Below are 16,617 nucleotides of genomic sequence, written 5' to 3' on the forward strand. Positions count from 1 at the left end.
TGTATTATATTTCATGTTGACTTATTTGGCGGTGTAGCTCAGCTGGCGAGAGCGTACGGTTCATACCCGTGAGGTCGGGGGTTCGATCCCCTCTACCGCCATTAAAAATAATAATGATGTAACAAATACCAAAACGAGAACAAAGGATCGGGCGCCCGTTTAGCAACGTAGCGAGTGAAACGAAGCAACTAAAATTTTAGAAATCATGGCGAGACGTGTTGCACGAACCAATGATGACTTATCGCAAGGCGGTTCGTGAACTCGCCCCGTTGCTGGGCGCTTGCGCCGAATGTGGCTAAATAACTTAGTAAGCTTATCCACAGCTACAACATTTTATAATTTCCTAGACGATAAAAAAACAGAGATTAACTTCATGTTAATCTCTGTTTTTTGTATAGCAAAAGCGCCTTTTTCGACAACTAATAACAGGTAACAAAAGGCGCCGTGTATTCCACTTTTCACTTAAGGTACGCATTCAGAATAAGTTTTATTTATAGAGCATTATCTTTTTTAGACAGCAACTGCTATCCCCTTTTAGCACCTCGACCCCCGCGTTTGGATTCCGTGTGCTTCTTCAAAGAGGCAAGGCGATCTTCAGAGTCTTTTAAAAAACGATTCATTTTTGACTCAAAAGATTCAACCCGTTCACGGTTATCTCGTTGACGTTTTGGTTTTGGCTTATCTACCGCTTTTTTAATCGATAGACCAATTTTTCCGTCTTTCTCTACGTTAATGACTTTCACCTTTACTTCATCGCCAACAGAAAGATGTTCATTAATGTCTTTCACATAGTTGTCGGCAACCTCACTAATATGAACAAGTCCGGTTGTTCCTTTTTCGATTTCTACAAAGGCTCCAAAATTAGTGATACCAGTTACCTTACCCTGCAGCTTGCTGCCTACTTCAATTGACATAAAAAAAATGCTCCTCCTTAGAATTTTTAGGAAACTAATAATAGTAACCACCGATGATGTATCATCAGCTTACTATTATATTATAGCCAAGCTGACGAAAGTGTGTCAATAAGATGGTTCTTTATCAGGAACTTTAAAAATTAATTCGCCCTCTTTAGATAGGAAATAGTTAGTTCTCGCTATTTCTAGTACATAATCCTCATTTTTTAAACGCTCTGTTTCTTGTTTCAGATTTTTTTGTTCTTTTTTCAAATCCGCCAATTCTGCTTGTAGATTTTCATATTCGTCTGTCTTTTCCGCATGAAGAGAGCGCTGCTGGATATGATATGTAGTCATACCGCCAAGAATAACGAGAGTAATAACTCCAAATAACACCAAACGTCGAATTAAACGTCGCTTTTTTCGATTCTGCCTTTCTACGTAGGCATCGTATTGTTGCATGTAATTCGAATCCAGTTTTCTTACGCTTTGTTTACCTGTAGTCAATACCTATTACCTCCTCTTCCAGCGAATGTTCTCCCAAACCTTACTTAAGTTATTCTTTATTGTACTATAAAATCCTGCTATTTGTAATAGAATTCCTTGAACTTTTTTAGGTAGCAACTGGTAGAATCCTCGTAGCAACCATTGGATTGGTGTTACAATCACCGTTAAAACGAAAAGCAGCAGAGAGAGAAACAGTTTTAAAACCCATATAAATATTGTATAAATAACCATTACAATTCCTTTTATCGGCGAAATAATGAAGACTTGTATAAGTCGTGAAAAAAAGCGGTAGATAGAGAGCGCAATTCGTATGAAATGCTCTAGTAACTTTTTATAATAATAGGAGAGTATCGCTTGATACATCGAAAAGCCTAGTAGACATGCTAGTACAATATATAACCTTATCTCTCCACCATTAACCAAAAATAAAATATAAAAAAGTAATAATGTTTGTGAAGTCCAAAAACCTACTTCCATTACATAAATCATGATCTTCCTATTTCTCCAATAAGGAGAGAACCTACGAAATGTGTCTAGCATGACACCCGTAGACAAGCCGCCTGCAATCATAGATAGCATTGTTACAAGCTGCGTACTTAAACTCATTTAAATAACTTGCTAAAGAAGCCTTTAGCCTTCTCCTGCTGTTCATCAATATAAGAAAGCTCGTAAATTTTCCCTTTGATAACAACAGAACCGTCATTCACATCTAAATTTTTCAGTTGTAAATTTTGCCCACGTATAATTAAATAACCCATTACTGTTTCCAGTAAAAATTCTTCATTATCAAAGCTATCCACTTCTTTTACACCTGTAATTTCCAAATTTTTACGATTATTCATTTTTACCGTATGATCTGTAGTAACACGTGGTATATGCTCTTTATTCTCATAATAGTTCATCGCAAAAAACACCCTCCTTATCCATAGTAGTTTATGATAGGAGGGACAAGTATAGAACTTTTTAATTCGTTATTTTTTCTTCTTTTATAATAGTATACATGGATTGGGCTTCCTCTTTTTTCACTGTTTCTCGTAAATTATCGATACGCAGTGTAACTACCTTTTGCCCAAAGCGAATAACAAGCTCATCGCCTACCGTTAATGTCGTAGCCGCTTTAGATTGATTACCATTTACCGTAATCCTACCTTGATCAGCTACTTCCTTGGCTAACGTACGACGCTTAATTAAACGAGATACTTTTAAAAATTTGTCTAGACGCATTGTTCTACTCCTTTTCTTTCGCCTCTTCCCATAATCCATTCATCTCTTCTAAAGTTACTTCTTGAATGGAACGCTGACGCTTTTTCAATGCTTGTTCCATATAGGAAAAACGCAAAATAAATTTTTCATTCGTATGATGTAAGGCTACTTCTGGGTTTATTTTATAATACCTTGCTATATTCGCTAGGACAAATAAAATATCGCCAAACTCCTTTTCTTGTTCATGTGCTCTCCCTTTTTGTATAGCTACCTTAAATTCTTCTAGTTCCTCTTGTAATTTATCATAGACACCTTGTAAAGAGTGCCAATCAAACCCTACTTTTGCTGCTCTTTTTTGTAATTGATACGCCCGTGCAAGTGATGGTAAATGCTTTGCAATACCATCTAATGCAGACACTCTTGTCTCTCCTTTTTCAGCCTTTTTTAATTGCTCCCAATTCTTTACGACTTCATCTGCATTGGAAACAGATTCATTTTGAAAGACATGTGGATGACGATAAATCATTTTTTCCGTGAGGTTTTGAATGACATCATCTATCGTAAAATAACCTTCATCTTCCCCAATTTGACTGTGTAGCATAACTTGTAGCAGTACGTCTCCTAATTCTTCAATAATCCCTTCATCATCTTGTTGGTCAATCGCGTCAATAAGCTCATACACTTCTTCAATAGCATATTCTCGCAGGCTCTCATGTGTCTGCTTCTGATCCCACGGGCATCCACCAGGACCTCTTAACGTATGAATCACTTGGCGTAAATTTGTAAACGTATGATGTAATAAATGTTCCGGTGCGGGTGGGACATAGATACTTGTTAAATTACTAACATCAAAAGTGCGATCTAATTCTTCTAAAGGAACTTCTACTATTTTTTCCCGAACGCTTCCTACTGCATCAATAATGGTAATTGGATAGTCTGCAGGTAAGTCCTCTAACAATGTCAATTTTACTTCAGAAGCAATCATTTGGTCATACACTTGCGAAAACACGAGGTGATTGTGGTAGTTTACATCTTGACGCTTGAAAGATGTTGCATCAAGAAATTGAAATCCGTCAATAGGATCTATTTTTAATGCGGTAAATAGATCATCTAAATAACTGCTTCCGCCAATAATTTCTACCTCACATTCGGAATCCAGCAAAATTTGTACGGTCTTTTCCGCAAGCATAGGATGTCCAGGCACAGCATAGATAACCTGTTCTATTTTCGCTTTTTCTAAAATAATTGCAGCAATACGATGGTATACATGAGTAAACTGTTCTTCTTCCTCATAAATTGTATCAAAAGAATGGAAGCTCACACCTTCTGCTTGCAATGCTTGAACAACAGGATGATCCAGCGTGCGGACGTGTACGGACTTGTTTAAATCACAAAGCTTTTTATAAATACCTAAAGGTAACTGATCCAAGTCTCCTGCACCAAGACCAATAATTTCGATTTTGTTCATAGCTAGCTCCTCCTGAGTTATAAAGTGAATTTTTATTGAATGAGAGTTGTTTCCCCTGAAACTAGTTCGTAGCCTTAGCTTAGAAAAAACTTGGGCTTGCCGCCATCCTTTTATAGACGTCGTTTTGCTTAGACGAGTAAATCCTGAAATTTTGTGTTGCAAATTTATTTAAATGCAGTTACCTCATGTAAACTTGTTCAGCTCGTCTTTTCTTATTTTAAAGCAAAAATTTGATAAAACCTCTATGGTAATGGATAAACTTCATCATTTCTCTACCTTTATCGATAACGCTGCTTGCGAATGAACCGTAAAGAAAGTCGCGATGGGAGCATTTGCAATTGTTGTTCCGTAAAAGCTTTTAGTCTTATTAAGCAATACCCATATACAGTAGCGCCTGTAATAGATAGAAAACCGACAAATAGAAACGATGCCACTCTTGTGGGCGGAAGCCAAGGATGCACTACCCATTTTACTATCCATAAATAACTAACCATAACGAAAGTAGCAAGTAGCAACGCCTTCCATTGTACGTTTCTTAAAAGTTGTAATAATGGTAATTTTCGCCGTAATTCTGTTAAAGCAATTACACTAAACACGAGTAAAGCGAGCACTGTAGCAAAGGAACTGCCAAATATGCCCATTGATGGGACAAACCATTGATTGCCAATCCATTTCATGAAACATGCTAGTAATATAAGTAAAGCAATACGTTTTATATATCCTAATCCTTGTAAAATAGCTGCAGCCGTAATAGCAAGTGAGCTTAATAAAACCGCAACCATTAACAGACGTAGCGCAGCATTGCCTTGTTGATCTTGAAACAGAGCTTGATTTACTTCAGGAAAAATAGCTATTAGCCCGACTGTCGCACCTGTTGCTAAATAAATGCTAAATAGCATCGCCCCACGAATATAAGGGTAAAAGATTTGCGGCTGTTCCGTTAATTTTCTCTTCGAAACAGATGGCATTAGAGCCAATGCAAACGATGATCCAAGGACCGTACCAATCTGAATAAGCGGTTGCCCTCGATCAAACACACCTTTAGCCTCCATTGCCATGAGCTGAGAATAACCACCATTCAAAAGACTCGGAAATAACGTAAATGTATCAGCAAACTGTAATAAAAGTAACACCATATGGTTTAACGTAGCAACAATACCAATAGTAATAATCGTATGTACATAATGACGCATGGAATAAGGTCGCTTTTCTATATGAAATGGCTTATCACGCCAAAAGAAACCAGCTAAAACAATAGTCGCAACAATTAACCCGATTATGGAGGCAAAAACAGCAGCCCTTCCTATTGTATAAATAGGCTTTCCACTTTCGGCAATGACGATTGCTGAAGTAATGATAATCGTTACCCGAAACAGCTGTTCAGCTAGTTGAGAAAAAGCAGTAGGTTTCATCACGAAATTCCCTTGAAAAGTACCACGTAACAATGCCGTTACTGGTATAAATAAAAATGTTAACGCACCTAAATAATATATCTCTGTAAGACGTTCATCACCAATCCACCCTGTAATATATGGTGCATTCATATAAATAAATAGCGCTAAACTTCCGTTAAGCATACAGAGTATCAGGAAAATGGGGAAATAAAAGCTTGTTAAAGACAATTTTTGAGCATGGGATTGTTCTTCCGCTGCTAGCTTTGCTATCGCCGATGGAAATCCGTATAAAGCTAACATTAATCCAATTCCTAGGACAGGGTAGATCTGTTGATAGACATAAATGCCCATGTCTCCAGTTACATTTTGCAAAGGGATACGATAGCCGGCACTTAATAGCTTACTGATTACGCCAACCATTGTTAACAATAACGCCCCTTTTACAAGCTGATTTGTTTCATTTCTATTCATGTAAAACTTCCTTTTACAACATGGTTCTTAAAGGATCCTTCATAATAATTGCCCGAGCGCGAATATGTTTTTTTGATACCACAATATATGGTTCATTATAGCATAGTTCTTACATAGCAAGAGGGTGATATTTTTTGCCGTATAAAAAACGCCAAAATCTTTAAAGTGAAAGCTGTAGTTTTCTTATACGATAGATCTTAAAGCTTTATAATTTCCTGTAATATAAGAAAAAGCCGAACCAATTCGAAATTCTATGGAGAGAATATCAAATATAGTTCGGACTTTCGTTTATCGTCTTATAGCGGTTGTTCAAAAAGTTCAGTAATAATGACACACCAAATTTCTTCGTTGGTCCGTTTTCCAGTCCCTTGAAAAAGGAAGGTTTTATGCAAAGATGTTGCGATCTCGGCCAAATTAAGCTCTTTTTACTTCCTTTTTGAACAGACACACTTATGAAGTAGATTACATTATTCCATTTGCTTGGCTAGAAAGCTTGCCGCTGTCTCTGCTGATTTTTGTTGAACAGCTGAAAAGCTTTCACCTTCTTTAGCAAAAATCACTACGGATCCAATTGCATCGCCATTTGCAATAATTGGACTAATACAATAGGATATCAAGTCTTCTTCATGCCCATCAACAATTTCTAATGATTTTGCTTCTTTTTCCAAGACTTGTTGTCTACCTTCAATGATACTAGTTAGAGGGGATCCGATGTTTTTGTTTAAGTACTCTTTTTTTGATTCTCCTGCTACTGCAATAACCTCATCTCGATCGGATATGATAACAGGGGTATGCAAAGAATCAAACAACGCTTCTGCATATTCTTTAGCAAATTGACCTAGCTCACTAATTGGAGAATATTTTTTTAAAATTACTTCTCCTTCACGGTCCACGTATATTTCTAGCGGATCGCCCTCTCTAATGCGTAACGTTCTCCTTATTTCTTTAGGTATAACAACTCTCCCAAGATCATCAATACGTCGCACAATTCCTGTTGCTTTCATACTTTGTTGCCTCACTTTCTTATGGTGATTGACTCTGCTTTTCACACAAATATTCGTGTGAAAATCATCTTCTGTGGTTTTAGTATGAGGCAAAACAGGATAACTATACATACAATACTAATTTTTACTAACTCCGATTGGCATATTTTAAATTATCGATAAACGTTTCCACATTTTTATAGCATTGCTGCTTCGTCGTATTGGTATATTTAAATACAATTTTTAATTTACTGCTTTCGGTTCCCAGTTGGATATCTCGTCCATATGCATTTGCCCTTTCGAATACTTTTGCGCCATCAATTTGTTGACTACGCTCTTCATCAACGAGCACTTCAATTTTTTTGTTTTTCTCACTCTCACTTATAGAACGGACCCGCTCACGCTTTGCTAGCATTTTCAACGTAGATACGGTAAATAAATTAGTTACCTCTTCTGGATAGTCACCAAATCGATCAATTAATTCGTCATGTAAATCTTGTTTATCTTCGGTCGTCTCCATGGATTGGAATTGTTTATAAATGTCTACTTTTTGCTTTTCATCTGGGATATATTCATCTGGAATATACGCATCGATTACTAGTGTCAATTCTGGATCAAATGGCTTTACATCACTTATATCTTTGCCTTCTTTGCGAGCATCAATCGCCTCTTTGAGCATTTGTGAATACATGTCAAAACCGACCGAATCGATAAATCCATGCTGTTGAGCACCAAGCAGATTACCCGCTCCTCGAATGGATAAATCACGCATAGCGATTTTAAATCCAGAACCTAATTCTGTAAATTCTTTAATTGCTTGTAGACGTTTTTCAGCAACTTCGGTAAGCACTTTATCTTTTCGATACGTAAAGTACGCATAAGCAACGCGATTGGAACGCCCTACACGGCCACGCAATTGATACAATTGACTTAGTCCCATACGGTCCGCATTGTTTACAATTAAGGTATTCACATTTGGAATATCAACGCCCGTTTCAATAATCGTCGTACTTACAAGGACATCAAATTCTCCTTCTAAAAAGGAAAAAATAACATTCTCCAACTCCGATTCATTCATTTGACCATGCGCAACCGCTATCCTAGCATCAATATGAGAACTTAGCTCTCTGGCTATCTCTTCAATATTTTCTACACGGTTATGTAGAAAAAACACTTGGCCTCCTCGAGCCATTTCACGCTCTATAGCCTCTCGAACAAATATTGGGTTATACTCCATTACATAGGTTTGAATTGGAAAACGATTTTCTGGTGGCGTTTCAATTACAGAAAGATCCCGCACACCAAGCATAGACATATGCAATGTTCGTGGAATAGGTGTTGCCGTTAACGTGAGTACATCTACATTCGATTTTAGCTGCTTAATTTTTTCCTTATGCTTTACTCCAAAGCGTTGCTCTTCGTCAACAATTAATAAACCTAAATCATGGTACTGAACATCTTTAGATAAAATACGATGTGTACCAATAACGATATCAACAGTTCCTTTTCTTAATCCATCTAGCGTTTCCTTTTGCTGCTTCCTCGTTCGAAATCTACTTAATAAACCGATGGTAATTGGATAATCTTGGAACCTTTCTCGTATTGTTTCAAAATGTTGCTGTGCTAGAATCGTCGTCGGAACTAATAACGCAACTTGTTTTCCATCGGCAATTGCCTTAAACGCTGCGCGAATAGCTACCTCTGTTTTTCCGTAGCCAACATCTCCACAAAGAAGACGATCCATTGGACGCTCTCTTTCCATATCTTGTTTAATTTCTTGAATACAACGTAATTGATCCTCTGTTTCTTGATAAGGAAACAATGCTTCAAATTCGCGTTGCATTTCTGTATCTTCAGAAAATGCGTACCCTTTTCTTGCTTCCCTTTCAGCATAGAGCTTAATGAGATCATCTGCAATATCCTCTACAGATGATTGCACTTTCCGTTTTACTTTTTTCCATTCACTTCCACCTAGCTTATAGAGCTTCGGTTCTTTTCCTTCTGACCCTACAAATTTCTGCACTTGGTCAATTTGGTCAATAGGTACAAATAGCTTATCATCGCCGGAATATTTAATTAGCAAATAATCCTTATGCAGATCATTCACTTTTAAAGTTTCTATACCGAGGTATTTTCCGACCCCATGATTTGTATGTACAACATAATCGCCTACTTTTAATTCTTGATAATCCTTAATTCGTTCGGCATTCGAGATTTTTTGTTGCTTTCTCGATCGTTTTGTACGTTTTTTAAATAGTTCTTGCTCAGTCACTAACACAAGCCTGTGCATCGGCAATTCTATGCCACTTGAAATATTCCCTACCGCAATCGTTGGTTTATCAACAGGAAGCTGTATATCTTCTGTAATGCCAAAATCGATATCATAATCCATAAATATAGAGTGAATTCTTTCCGCTCGCTCTTTATCTGGAGCTAAAACAATAACAGAATAGTCCCCCTTATCCCAGCGGAGTAATTCATTTTTAAATAAGTGCATTTGACCATGGAATTCTTGCATCGGTCTTGAAGATAAATTAACAATATTTTGTGGTTGTGTATTAGGAATATGGCGTAAAAATACAGACATATAGATACGCGGCTGTTTCATACGCTCCCATATAGCATGCCAATCAAATGAAAAAGAACTATTTCTAACCATTTGGTTATTGGCTAGCAAATTACTGTACCAATCGCCCTCTTCTATATCCAAATGTAATGCAGTCTCTTGTATTCGGCTCATTTCATCAATAATTATTTGGCCATCACCTGGCAAGTAATCTAGTAAACTAACAGGATTTGAATATAAATAACCAATGTATTTATACATCTCAGGAAAGCGCTCGAGATTTTTTAAGCGATCTATGTCTCGTTGCACTACCTCTGTCAATGTTGCTTTTGCTTCTTGTGTCTTTAACGTTTTCAACGTATCGGCAAGCGCTTCCTCCAAACGCTCCCCAGCCATATGAAGATCGGACTCTGTTAATAGCAATTCTGTTGCTGGCCCAATCGTAACTTCCTCCAGCTTATCTAATGAACGTTGAGTTTCAGCATCAAAATAGCGAATAGAGTCAATTTCCTCATCAAATAGCTCAATTCGAATCGGATGCTTTTCGGTAATAGGATATATATCAATAATTCCACCACGTTTACTAAACTCACCTGGTGTTGTAACCATGGAAGCGCGATCATATCCCATATCTATTAAATTTGTTAAATAATGATTCACATCAATTTCTTCTCCATATTTAAATGCTAGTTGATATGTTTGCCAATACGCTGGAGGAGGAAGTATTCGTTTTAGGGCAGATACTGGAGCTATTAAAATCCCTGATTTATTTTGTGACCAAGCAGTTAAAGAGTCAATCCGCTGGCTGCGCAACTCTGGACTTGCAATAGCGATTTCTGAAGCAATCAGTTCATTAACAGGATATAGATGAACATCTTCCTCTCCCACAATACCAACCAAATCATCGTATAGTTGCTGTGCTTGCACAAGTTGGTGGGTGACTAACAAAATCGGCTTCTTCATCTCACCTCGAATAACAGATACAAGTAAGCCTCTAGCTGAACCAGATAATCCTGCTACAAGTTGTTCATCCATTCCTGCTAGCACGCCATTAATAATGGATTGTATATCTTCTTTATTGTATAAATATTTTTGTATTCCTTTCATTCCTAAACCTCCACTTACATAGGATCCATGCAACGAATCTCGTACCCCGAAGAATTTTCTAGTTCGTATGCTTGCCCTTCATTTTCAGAAAAACTTGGCTTGCCGCGAAGTCTTATAGAGGAAAGCCTTAGTTTTTCTTATACTATAAACCTTTAAAATTTTATACTTCCTATGTGTTAGAAAAACTTAGCTTACCGCCAAATTGGATAGCGTAAGAACGCCGTCGTTTTGCTTAAACTATTAACCATAAAAATTTCATACTTTGCTATCGTGGAACAAAGGTGCAAGCGCCATTTAGCAACGTAGCGAATGAACCAAATCAACTAAAGATTTAGAAATCACATCATTATAACAGGGGGATGCCGACGTCCGGCGGCAAGCCCGTTTTTAGCCGGCCTTCCTCTTAGCCACAAACCGCACATGACTTAGCTTAGGGCGAATTCGTGAAATCGCATAGTTGCTGGGCGATAGAATCAGGACGTGCCATATCCACTAGCACCTCATTTTATACTTTCTTAACTTGTTAAGAAAATTACGTGTTTTTTCCCATTCTGTTACAAGCGCAAAAATGCCTTGGCTACGCTGCACCAAAGGCTAACCACATGTTCTATTGTATAAAGAAATCTAATTCATGATAGTGAGGATGTTGACCTAGTGTATCTTGACAGTCTTCGCAAATCACCTTAATATGCATATCCCCATTTGGTTTATAAATAATCATTTCTTCTTTATCCTTCACGGATAATTGGTCAAATCCTAATATGGATAAATCAATCATGTGTTGTTGTATACTTCCTAGTTTTTGTCCACAATGCTTACACAAATATATCATTGTCAACGGGAACCGCCTCCAATACGATTTAAAAACCTTATAGCAGCTACTACACTTATAGCACCCGCCAAGTAAAAACCGATTTTTAACATCATTTTACTTTAATTGTTAGTAACTAGTTTAACCTAAATGCACACCAGCTATTCAAGTAGTTCCCGTTAAAAATATACTTTCGTTTATGTGTAATAACAACCGCATCCAAGCGCTAGAAAAACTTGACTTCATGCTAAATCTTGATAGCAAAAATATTAGTTTCCTTATACTAAAGGCCTTAAAATGAGGTATAGAGCAAAAAACCCTGTTTGTTTTTTATATGTGGTAATTATTGATTATATTCATTCATAACTTCAGGAAATGGACGTTCTATCCACGCGTCACATGCATCGGCTGCTTTTTGCACACTAAGCGTTACCTCAGAGGTTTCATGTTTTGGAAACCTTTGTAGCACATAATGAATAATGGATTGTGAAACATCAGGCCTACCGATACCAATTCGAATCCGTTTAAAATCCTTCGTCCCAACATGGTCGATAATGGATCTAATGCCATTATGGCCTCCATGACCACCTTTTTGACGAAGCCTAATTTTACCGACTGGCAAATCCAAATCATCAAAAATAATCAAAATATTCGATAAATCAATGTTGTAATAGTCAATTAATGGCCTTATAGCATCCCCAGAAAGGTTCATAAACGTTTGTGGTTTTACAAACATCACCTTTTCCTGTCCCATCTGTACCATCGTGTAATCTGCTTTAAATTTTGATTTATCCAATGTTAGCTGATGACGTCGCAATAATTCATCAATTACCATAAAACCAATGTTATGTCTCGTCTGATGATATTTTTTTCCTGGGTTTCCTAAACCTATAATACATTTCATAAACGTACTTCCTTTATCTTTTTCATTTTAAACCGATGAATGGGGTAGCTATCAGCATGTCTTTATAGGCAAAAGCCAAGCTTTCTTATAGTGTAACGACCATTTAGTAATAGATCTTTTCAACCTGAAAAAATCATACAACGCAACTCTCCCTCCTAATTAGGAGGGAGAGTTGCGTTCACTTATCTTCACTTACCGTGTTCGAAATGAGCGGACCCACCCAATAGTCAACTAGGACATGATGAGGTGCTAGCCATATGGCTTTTTCAAAAGGAAAATAATTATCCTTCCTTCGACATTTTGCAACACGCATTACTTTTACCGCAACTGCCTCTTACTCTATTTTATAATAGTCAAGAAATTATGCTTCCTTTTCTCCATCTACTAATTCTGGCTCTGCATTCTCAGCCGGAGCCGCTTCAATGTCCTCTAACGTATCTGGCGCTGATACCGTTACAACCGTAGTAACTGGATCATCTAAGAGTTCGTATTTCCCTTGAATGTCAATATCAGACACAGCAATACTATCTCCAATATCTAAATCAGAAACATCAACAACAATTTCTTCAGGGATGTCAGCTGGTTTCGCACGTACTTGCAACGCATATAATGGTTGCTGCAAGACACCGCCATCTTTCGTACCTTTTGCTTCTCCCTCTAAGTGGATATTCACTTCCACATCCATCTCTTCAGCCATATCTACAATATAAAAGTCAGCATGGATAAGCTCATCTTTCAATGGATCAATTTGATATTCATGTAGCATCACATCTACAGGTTTTTCATCTTCAATGTGAAGTGAGATAATCGCATTTCTACCCTCGTCACGAACTGTTTTGATCAATTCAACACTATCTACAGCAATCGACTTCGATTCTTTTGCTTTTCCATAGATTACAGCTGGAACACGTCCGCTATTTCTAATTTCTTTTGTTGCTGATTTCGTATGATCTTCTCTTCGTTGCGCTGCTAGTTTTACTGCCACGTTAATCACCCTCCAAATTAGTTAAAAACCTTCGTTTGTTGCCAATATTTCAATCTTACATTATTTATTCGCTTTCGTATATAAGAGCCCTCAGACTCGCACTCATTTACTCTGAACAAATAAACCTCCATCATAAATATTACCCGTTTCGGCTAAAACCTAAACATTAATCAAACAAAATACTAACGGATTGCAATTCATGCACACGAACAATCGCTTCACCAATTAAAGGAGCGACAGAAAGTGGTGTAATTTTATCAATTCGTTTGTCATCTGGTAAAGGGATCGAATTAGTTACAACCAATTCTTTAATTTTTGAATCATTTATTCGTTGCATTGCCGGGCCAGATAATACGGGATGTGTACAACAAGCATATACTTCCTTGGCACCATTTTCAATTAAAGCATTTGCTGCTAAAGTAATTGTACCTGCAGTATCAATGATATCATCAATTAAAATGGCTGTCTTCCCTTCAATATTCCCAACAATATTCATCACTTCAGCCACATTAGGTCGTGGTCTACGCTTATCAATTATTCCAATTGGCGCCTTCAAACGATCAGCCATCTTTCTGGCGCGTGTCACACCGCCATGGTCTGGTGACATAATAATAATATCTTCCAAGTTCTTTGCTTCAAAATAATCGGAAAGAATTGGCACTCCTTGTAAATGATCGATCGGGCTATTAAAAAAGCCTTGAATTTGCGGTGCGTGTAAATCAAGTGTAATCACCCGATCAGATCCTGCTGTTTCTAATAGATCGGCTACTAGTTTTGCTGCAATCGGTTCTCTTGATCTTGCTTTTCGATCTTGTCTAGCGTACCCATAATAAGGCATAACAATATTAATTGACTTTGCAGATGCTCGTTTCAATGCATCAATCATAATTAATAATTCCATCAAATGCTCATTCACCGGTGAACATGTTGACTGAACGACATAGACATCACAGCCACGGATGCTTTCTTCAATATTAATTTGAATTTCTCCATCGCTAAAGCGAGATACAGCACATTTCCCTAGTGTCGTACCAATATGATTAGCAATCTCCTCGGCCAATTGTGGGTTGGAATTTAATGTAAAAACTTTCAAGGATGAATCCTTGTAACTAGCTGCCATTTGTTAGAACCCTCCGTTAGTCTTTTTTCCGATTTTTAATTTTTTCCGCATATCCTTCTTTATTCGTTTGCCTTGCGCGAGCAATCGATAAAGAATCCTCTGGCACGTCCTTATTAATTGTAGAACCAGCAGCAATATAAGAACCTTTTCCAATTTTCACAGGTGCAACTAAATTTGAATTGCAGCCTATAAATGATTCATCTTCAATGGTTGTTACATATTTGTGCTTGCCATCATAGTTCACTGTTATTGTACCACAACCTACGTTTACATTGCTTCCGACTTGTGCATCACCAATATAACTTAAATGAGAAACTTTACTATTTTCACCTAAGCTTGTCTTTTTTATTTCTACAAAGTTTCCAATCTTCACGTGGTTACCAATTGCACTATCAGGCCTTATATGTGCATACGGACCAATTTTCACATCATTACCTATCTTGCTATCATTTACCACACTTTGCTTAATTATCGTGCCATTTCCAACATGACAATTGGTTAGCTCGGAATACGGGCCAATTTCTGCATTTTCCTCAATGACCGTATCGCCTTTAATCATTGTACCAGGATGAATAATTGTGTCAGCACCAATTGTTACACTCGGTTCAATATAAGTTTGATCCGGATCAATGATAGCTACACCATTACGCATATGTCTTTCATTCACACGTTGTTTCATGATTTTCTCTGCTTGCGCTAAAGCAACACGATCATTTATCCCTAACGTTTCTTCAAAGTCTGCTGTTTGATACGCGCTCACCGTCTCCCCTTTTGTTTGGAGAATTTCAATCACATCCGGCAAGTAATACTCCCCTTGTGCGTTATCATTGGAAACATGTGCTAGCGCCTGAAACAAAGCTTGATTATCAAAACAGTATGTACCCGTATTTATTTCATCTACAAGTAGCTCGGCTTCATTCGCATCTTTATGTTCCACAATCCGTTCCACATCATTTTGCTTATTCCTAAGTATGCGACCATATCCATACGGATTAGGAGCTTTTGCTGTTAGTATCGTAGCTTTTGCCTCTGTTTGTTCATGATGTTCAATCAACGCTTGATACGTCTCCCTAGTTATTAAAGGTGTATCACCACACACCACTATCGTTGTACCTTCCTTACCTTCTAAAAGCGCTTTAGCTTGAACAACTGCATGCCCAGTCCCCAACTGCTCTTCTTGAAGAACGTACTCACTTTTTGGTCCGAGTTGTTTCTTTACATCTTCCGCACCAAAACCGACAATAGTAATGATTTTATCGACATTTACGCCACCAACTTGTTCGACGACGTGTTGAACCATGGGGCGACCCGCTACAGGATGGAGTACTTTGTAAAGCTTCGATTTCATCCTGGTACCTTGCCCTGCTGCCAGTATGACAGCATATCGATTTGTCATATAAAGGACCTCCAACATTTCAAATTATCTCGCATGCGCATATTATGTGCTGAAAATACTCTCTCTTCATGAGTTCGTAGTAAAGCGATACTAGAACATATGTAAGTGAAAGATGACAGCACCCAAATGCCTGCTCTGTCCAAGGGTTTTTTAGGCTATACCCTTTAGGTAGGAACTATTCCGTAGAAGACGAAGGAAAAACTTCTATTAAATGAAATTTCACTTTATCCATTATGAATATATCTTAAATACCTGCTCATTTCAATAGATAAACTATGAAAGGAAAACAACAAAGGAAAAGGCTTTTTTCCTTTTTTATACATGGACTGAAAAAAAAGGGAATCGTAAGGCGCAATCTATCATTATACAAATAAACCCTAATTTTAAGTAACCGTTTACAATAAAAAAAGAAGGCTAACCTTATGTAGATTAGACCTCTAGTTGTTTTCGTAAACAATATTATTTAGATGAATTAGGAAGCCCCAGCTTCTTCATATTTTACTTCCTCATCTCCCGCTTTGCGATACTCTTCTAATACAGCGTCCTGAATTTTCCCTCTTGTACCAGAATTAATAGGATGAGCGATATCCCTAAATTCTCCATCCGGTGTTCGCTTGGATGGCATCGCAACAAATAGTCCATTATTACCGTCAATTACTCGGATATCATGGACAACAAATTCCTGATCCAACGTAATAGATGCAATCGCTCTCATTCTGCCTTCCGTATTAACGCGGCGTAACCTAACGTCAGTTACTTCCATGATGTGTCACCACCTTTTCAAATAGGAATCTATATAAACTAGTTCA

At 37.5% G+C, this 16,617-nt stretch carries 15 protein-coding genes and 1 tRNA gene; 1 reads left to right on the plus strand and 15 read right to left on the minus strand.

Annotated features, from left to right (window positions below):
* The first annotated feature begins 27 nt into the window (after positions 1-27).
* A tRNA-Met gene (locus BUB45_RS15025) sits at positions 28-101 on the plus strand.
* Between the two features lie 423 nt (positions 102-524).
* Here the strand turns inward: BUB45_RS15025 and BUB45_RS15030 are convergent.
* From BUB45_RS15030 to spoVG, 15 genes are all read right to left on the minus strand, one after another.
* Positions 525-914, minus strand: a complete 390-nt coding sequence (locus BUB45_RS15030) for a S1 domain-containing RNA-binding protein (RefSeq protein ID WP_073011472.1) — start codon at positions 912-914, stop codon at positions 525-527.
* Between the two features lie 105 nt (positions 915-1,019).
* A complete protein-coding gene (locus BUB45_RS15035) occupies positions 1,020-1,400 on the minus strand; it encodes an FtsB family cell division protein (RefSeq protein ID WP_121641177.1) in 381 nt (126 codons plus the stop codon).
* A gap of 6 nt (positions 1,401-1,406) precedes the next feature.
* On the minus strand, positions 1,407-2,006 hold the full coding sequence (gene yabQ / locus BUB45_RS15040; RefSeq protein WP_073011474.1) for a spore cortex biosynthesis protein YabQ: 600 nt from the start codon (positions 2,004-2,006) through the stop codon (positions 1,407-1,409).
* On the minus strand, positions 2,003-2,302 hold the full coding sequence (gene yabP / locus BUB45_RS15045) for a sporulation protein YabP (protein ID WP_073011477.1): 300 nt from the start codon (positions 2,300-2,302) through the stop codon (positions 2,003-2,005). Before yabP ends, yabQ begins: the two co-directional genes overlap by 4 nt.
* A gap of 61 nt (positions 2,303-2,363) precedes the next feature.
* Complete coding sequence (locus BUB45_RS15050; RefSeq protein ID WP_073011480.1) at positions 2,364-2,624, minus strand: RNA-binding S4 domain-containing protein; 261 nt, start codon at positions 2,622-2,624, stop codon at positions 2,364-2,366.
* A 4-nt stretch (positions 2,625-2,628) separates the two neighbouring features.
* Positions 2,629-4,071 (minus strand): bifunctional methyltransferase/pyrophosphohydrolase YabN, encoded by a 1,443-nt coding sequence (gene yabN / locus BUB45_RS15055; protein WP_073011483.1) that lies wholly within the window; start codon positions 4,069-4,071, stop codon positions 2,629-2,631.
* Between the two features lie 278 nt (positions 4,072-4,349).
* Positions 4,350-5,936 (minus strand): putative polysaccharide biosynthesis protein, encoded by a 1,587-nt coding sequence (locus BUB45_RS15060; RefSeq protein ID WP_073011486.1) that lies wholly within the window; start codon positions 5,934-5,936, stop codon positions 4,350-4,352.
* Between the two features lie 467 nt (positions 5,937-6,403).
* Entirely contained in the window at positions 6,404-6,940 is a 537-nt protein-coding gene (gene spoVT / locus BUB45_RS15065) for a stage V sporulation protein T (protein WP_073011488.1), read from the minus strand.
* 127 nt (positions 6,941-7,067) lie between these two features.
* Entirely contained in the window at positions 7,068-10,592 is a 3,525-nt protein-coding gene (mfd, locus tag BUB45_RS15070; protein WP_073011490.1) for a transcription-repair coupling factor, read from the minus strand.
* A gap of 607 nt (positions 10,593-11,199) precedes the next feature.
* Positions 11,200-11,424: an anti-sigma-F factor Fin gene (gene fin, locus BUB45_RS15075; protein WP_342068363.1), complete on the minus strand. Its 225-nt coding sequence runs from the start codon at positions 11,422-11,424 to the stop codon at positions 11,200-11,202.
* Positions 11,425-11,746: 322 nt separating this feature from the next.
* Positions 11,747-12,307, minus strand: coding sequence for an aminoacyl-tRNA hydrolase (gene pth / locus BUB45_RS15080; protein ID WP_073011496.1), 561 nt, complete (start codon positions 12,305-12,307; stop codon positions 11,747-11,749).
* Positions 12,308-12,668: 361 nt separating this feature from the next.
* Positions 12,669-13,292 (minus strand): 50S ribosomal protein L25/general stress protein Ctc, encoded by a 624-nt coding sequence (locus tag BUB45_RS15085; RefSeq protein WP_073011499.1) that lies wholly within the window; start codon positions 13,290-13,292, stop codon positions 12,669-12,671.
* A 166-nt stretch (positions 13,293-13,458) separates the two neighbouring features.
* Positions 13,459-14,412 carry a ribose-phosphate diphosphokinase gene (locus tag BUB45_RS15090; RefSeq protein ID WP_073011502.1) on the minus strand — a complete coding sequence of 318 codons (954 nt, stop codon included), beginning with the start codon at positions 14,410-14,412 and terminating at the stop codon, positions 13,459-13,461.
* A 16-nt stretch (positions 14,413-14,428) separates the two neighbouring features.
* On the minus strand, positions 14,429-15,808 hold the full coding sequence (gene glmU, locus BUB45_RS15095) for a bifunctional UDP-N-acetylglucosamine diphosphorylase/glucosamine-1-phosphate N-acetyltransferase GlmU (protein WP_073011504.1): 1,380 nt from the start codon (positions 15,806-15,808) through the stop codon (positions 14,429-14,431).
* 472 nt (positions 15,809-16,280) lie between these two features.
* Positions 16,281-16,571: a septation regulator SpoVG gene (gene spoVG / locus BUB45_RS15100; protein WP_073011506.1), complete on the minus strand. Its 291-nt coding sequence runs from the start codon at positions 16,569-16,571 to the stop codon at positions 16,281-16,283.
* Positions 16,572-16,617: the final 46 nt, after the last annotated feature.

The organism is Virgibacillus chiguensis (assembly GCF_900129865.1).
GTDB classification, from domain to species: domain Bacteria; phylum Bacillota; class Bacilli; order Bacillales; family Amphibacillaceae; genus Virgibacillus; species Virgibacillus chiguensis.

Bases quoted from the DNA above. Each gene is read 5' to 3' on its own strand.
- spoVT (WP_073011488.1), bottom strand. From the start codon at position 6,940: ATGAAAGCAACAGGAATTGTGCGACGTATTGATGATCTTGGGAGAGTT.
- fin (WP_342068363.1), bottom strand. From the start codon at position 11,424: ATGATATATTTGTGTAAGCATTGTGGACAAAAACTAGGAAGTATACAA.
- BUB45_RS15030 (WP_073011472.1), bottom strand. From the start codon at position 914: ATGTCAATTGAAGTAGGCAGCAAGCTGCAGGGTAAGGTAACTGGTATC.
- glmU (WP_073011504.1), bottom strand. From the start codon at position 15,808: ATGACAAATCGATATGCTGTCATACTGGCAGCAGGGCAAGGTACCAGG.
- yabP (WP_073011477.1), bottom strand. From the start codon at position 2,302: ATGAACTATTATGAGAATAAAGAGCATATACCACGTGTTACTACAGAT.
- mfd (WP_073011490.1), bottom strand. From the start codon at position 10,592: ATGAAAGGAATACAAAAATATTTATACAATAAAGAAGATATACAATCC.
- yabQ (WP_073011474.1), bottom strand. From the start codon at position 2,006: ATGAGTTTAAGTACGCAGCTTGTAACAATGCTATCTATGATTGCAGGC.
- BUB45_RS15090 (WP_073011502.1), bottom strand. From the start codon at position 14,412: ATGGCAGCTAGTTACAAGGATTCATCCTTGAAAGTTTTTACATTAAAT.
- BUB45_RS15050 (WP_073011480.1), bottom strand. From the start codon at position 2,624: ATGCGTCTAGACAAATTTTTAAAAGTATCTCGTTTAATTAAGCGTCGT.
- pth (WP_073011496.1), bottom strand. From the start codon at position 12,307: ATGAAATGTATTATAGGTTTAGGAAACCCAGGAAAAAAATATCATCAG.
- BUB45_RS15060 (WP_073011486.1), bottom strand. From the start codon at position 5,936: ATGAATAGAAATGAAACAAATCAGCTTGTAAAAGGGGCGTTATTGTTA.
- yabN (WP_073011483.1), bottom strand. From the start codon at position 4,071: ATGAACAAAATCGAAATTATTGGTCTTGGTGCAGGAGACTTGGATCAG.
- spoVG (WP_073011506.1), bottom strand. From the start codon at position 16,571: ATGGAAGTAACTGACGTTAGGTTACGCCGCGTTAATACGGAAGGCAGA.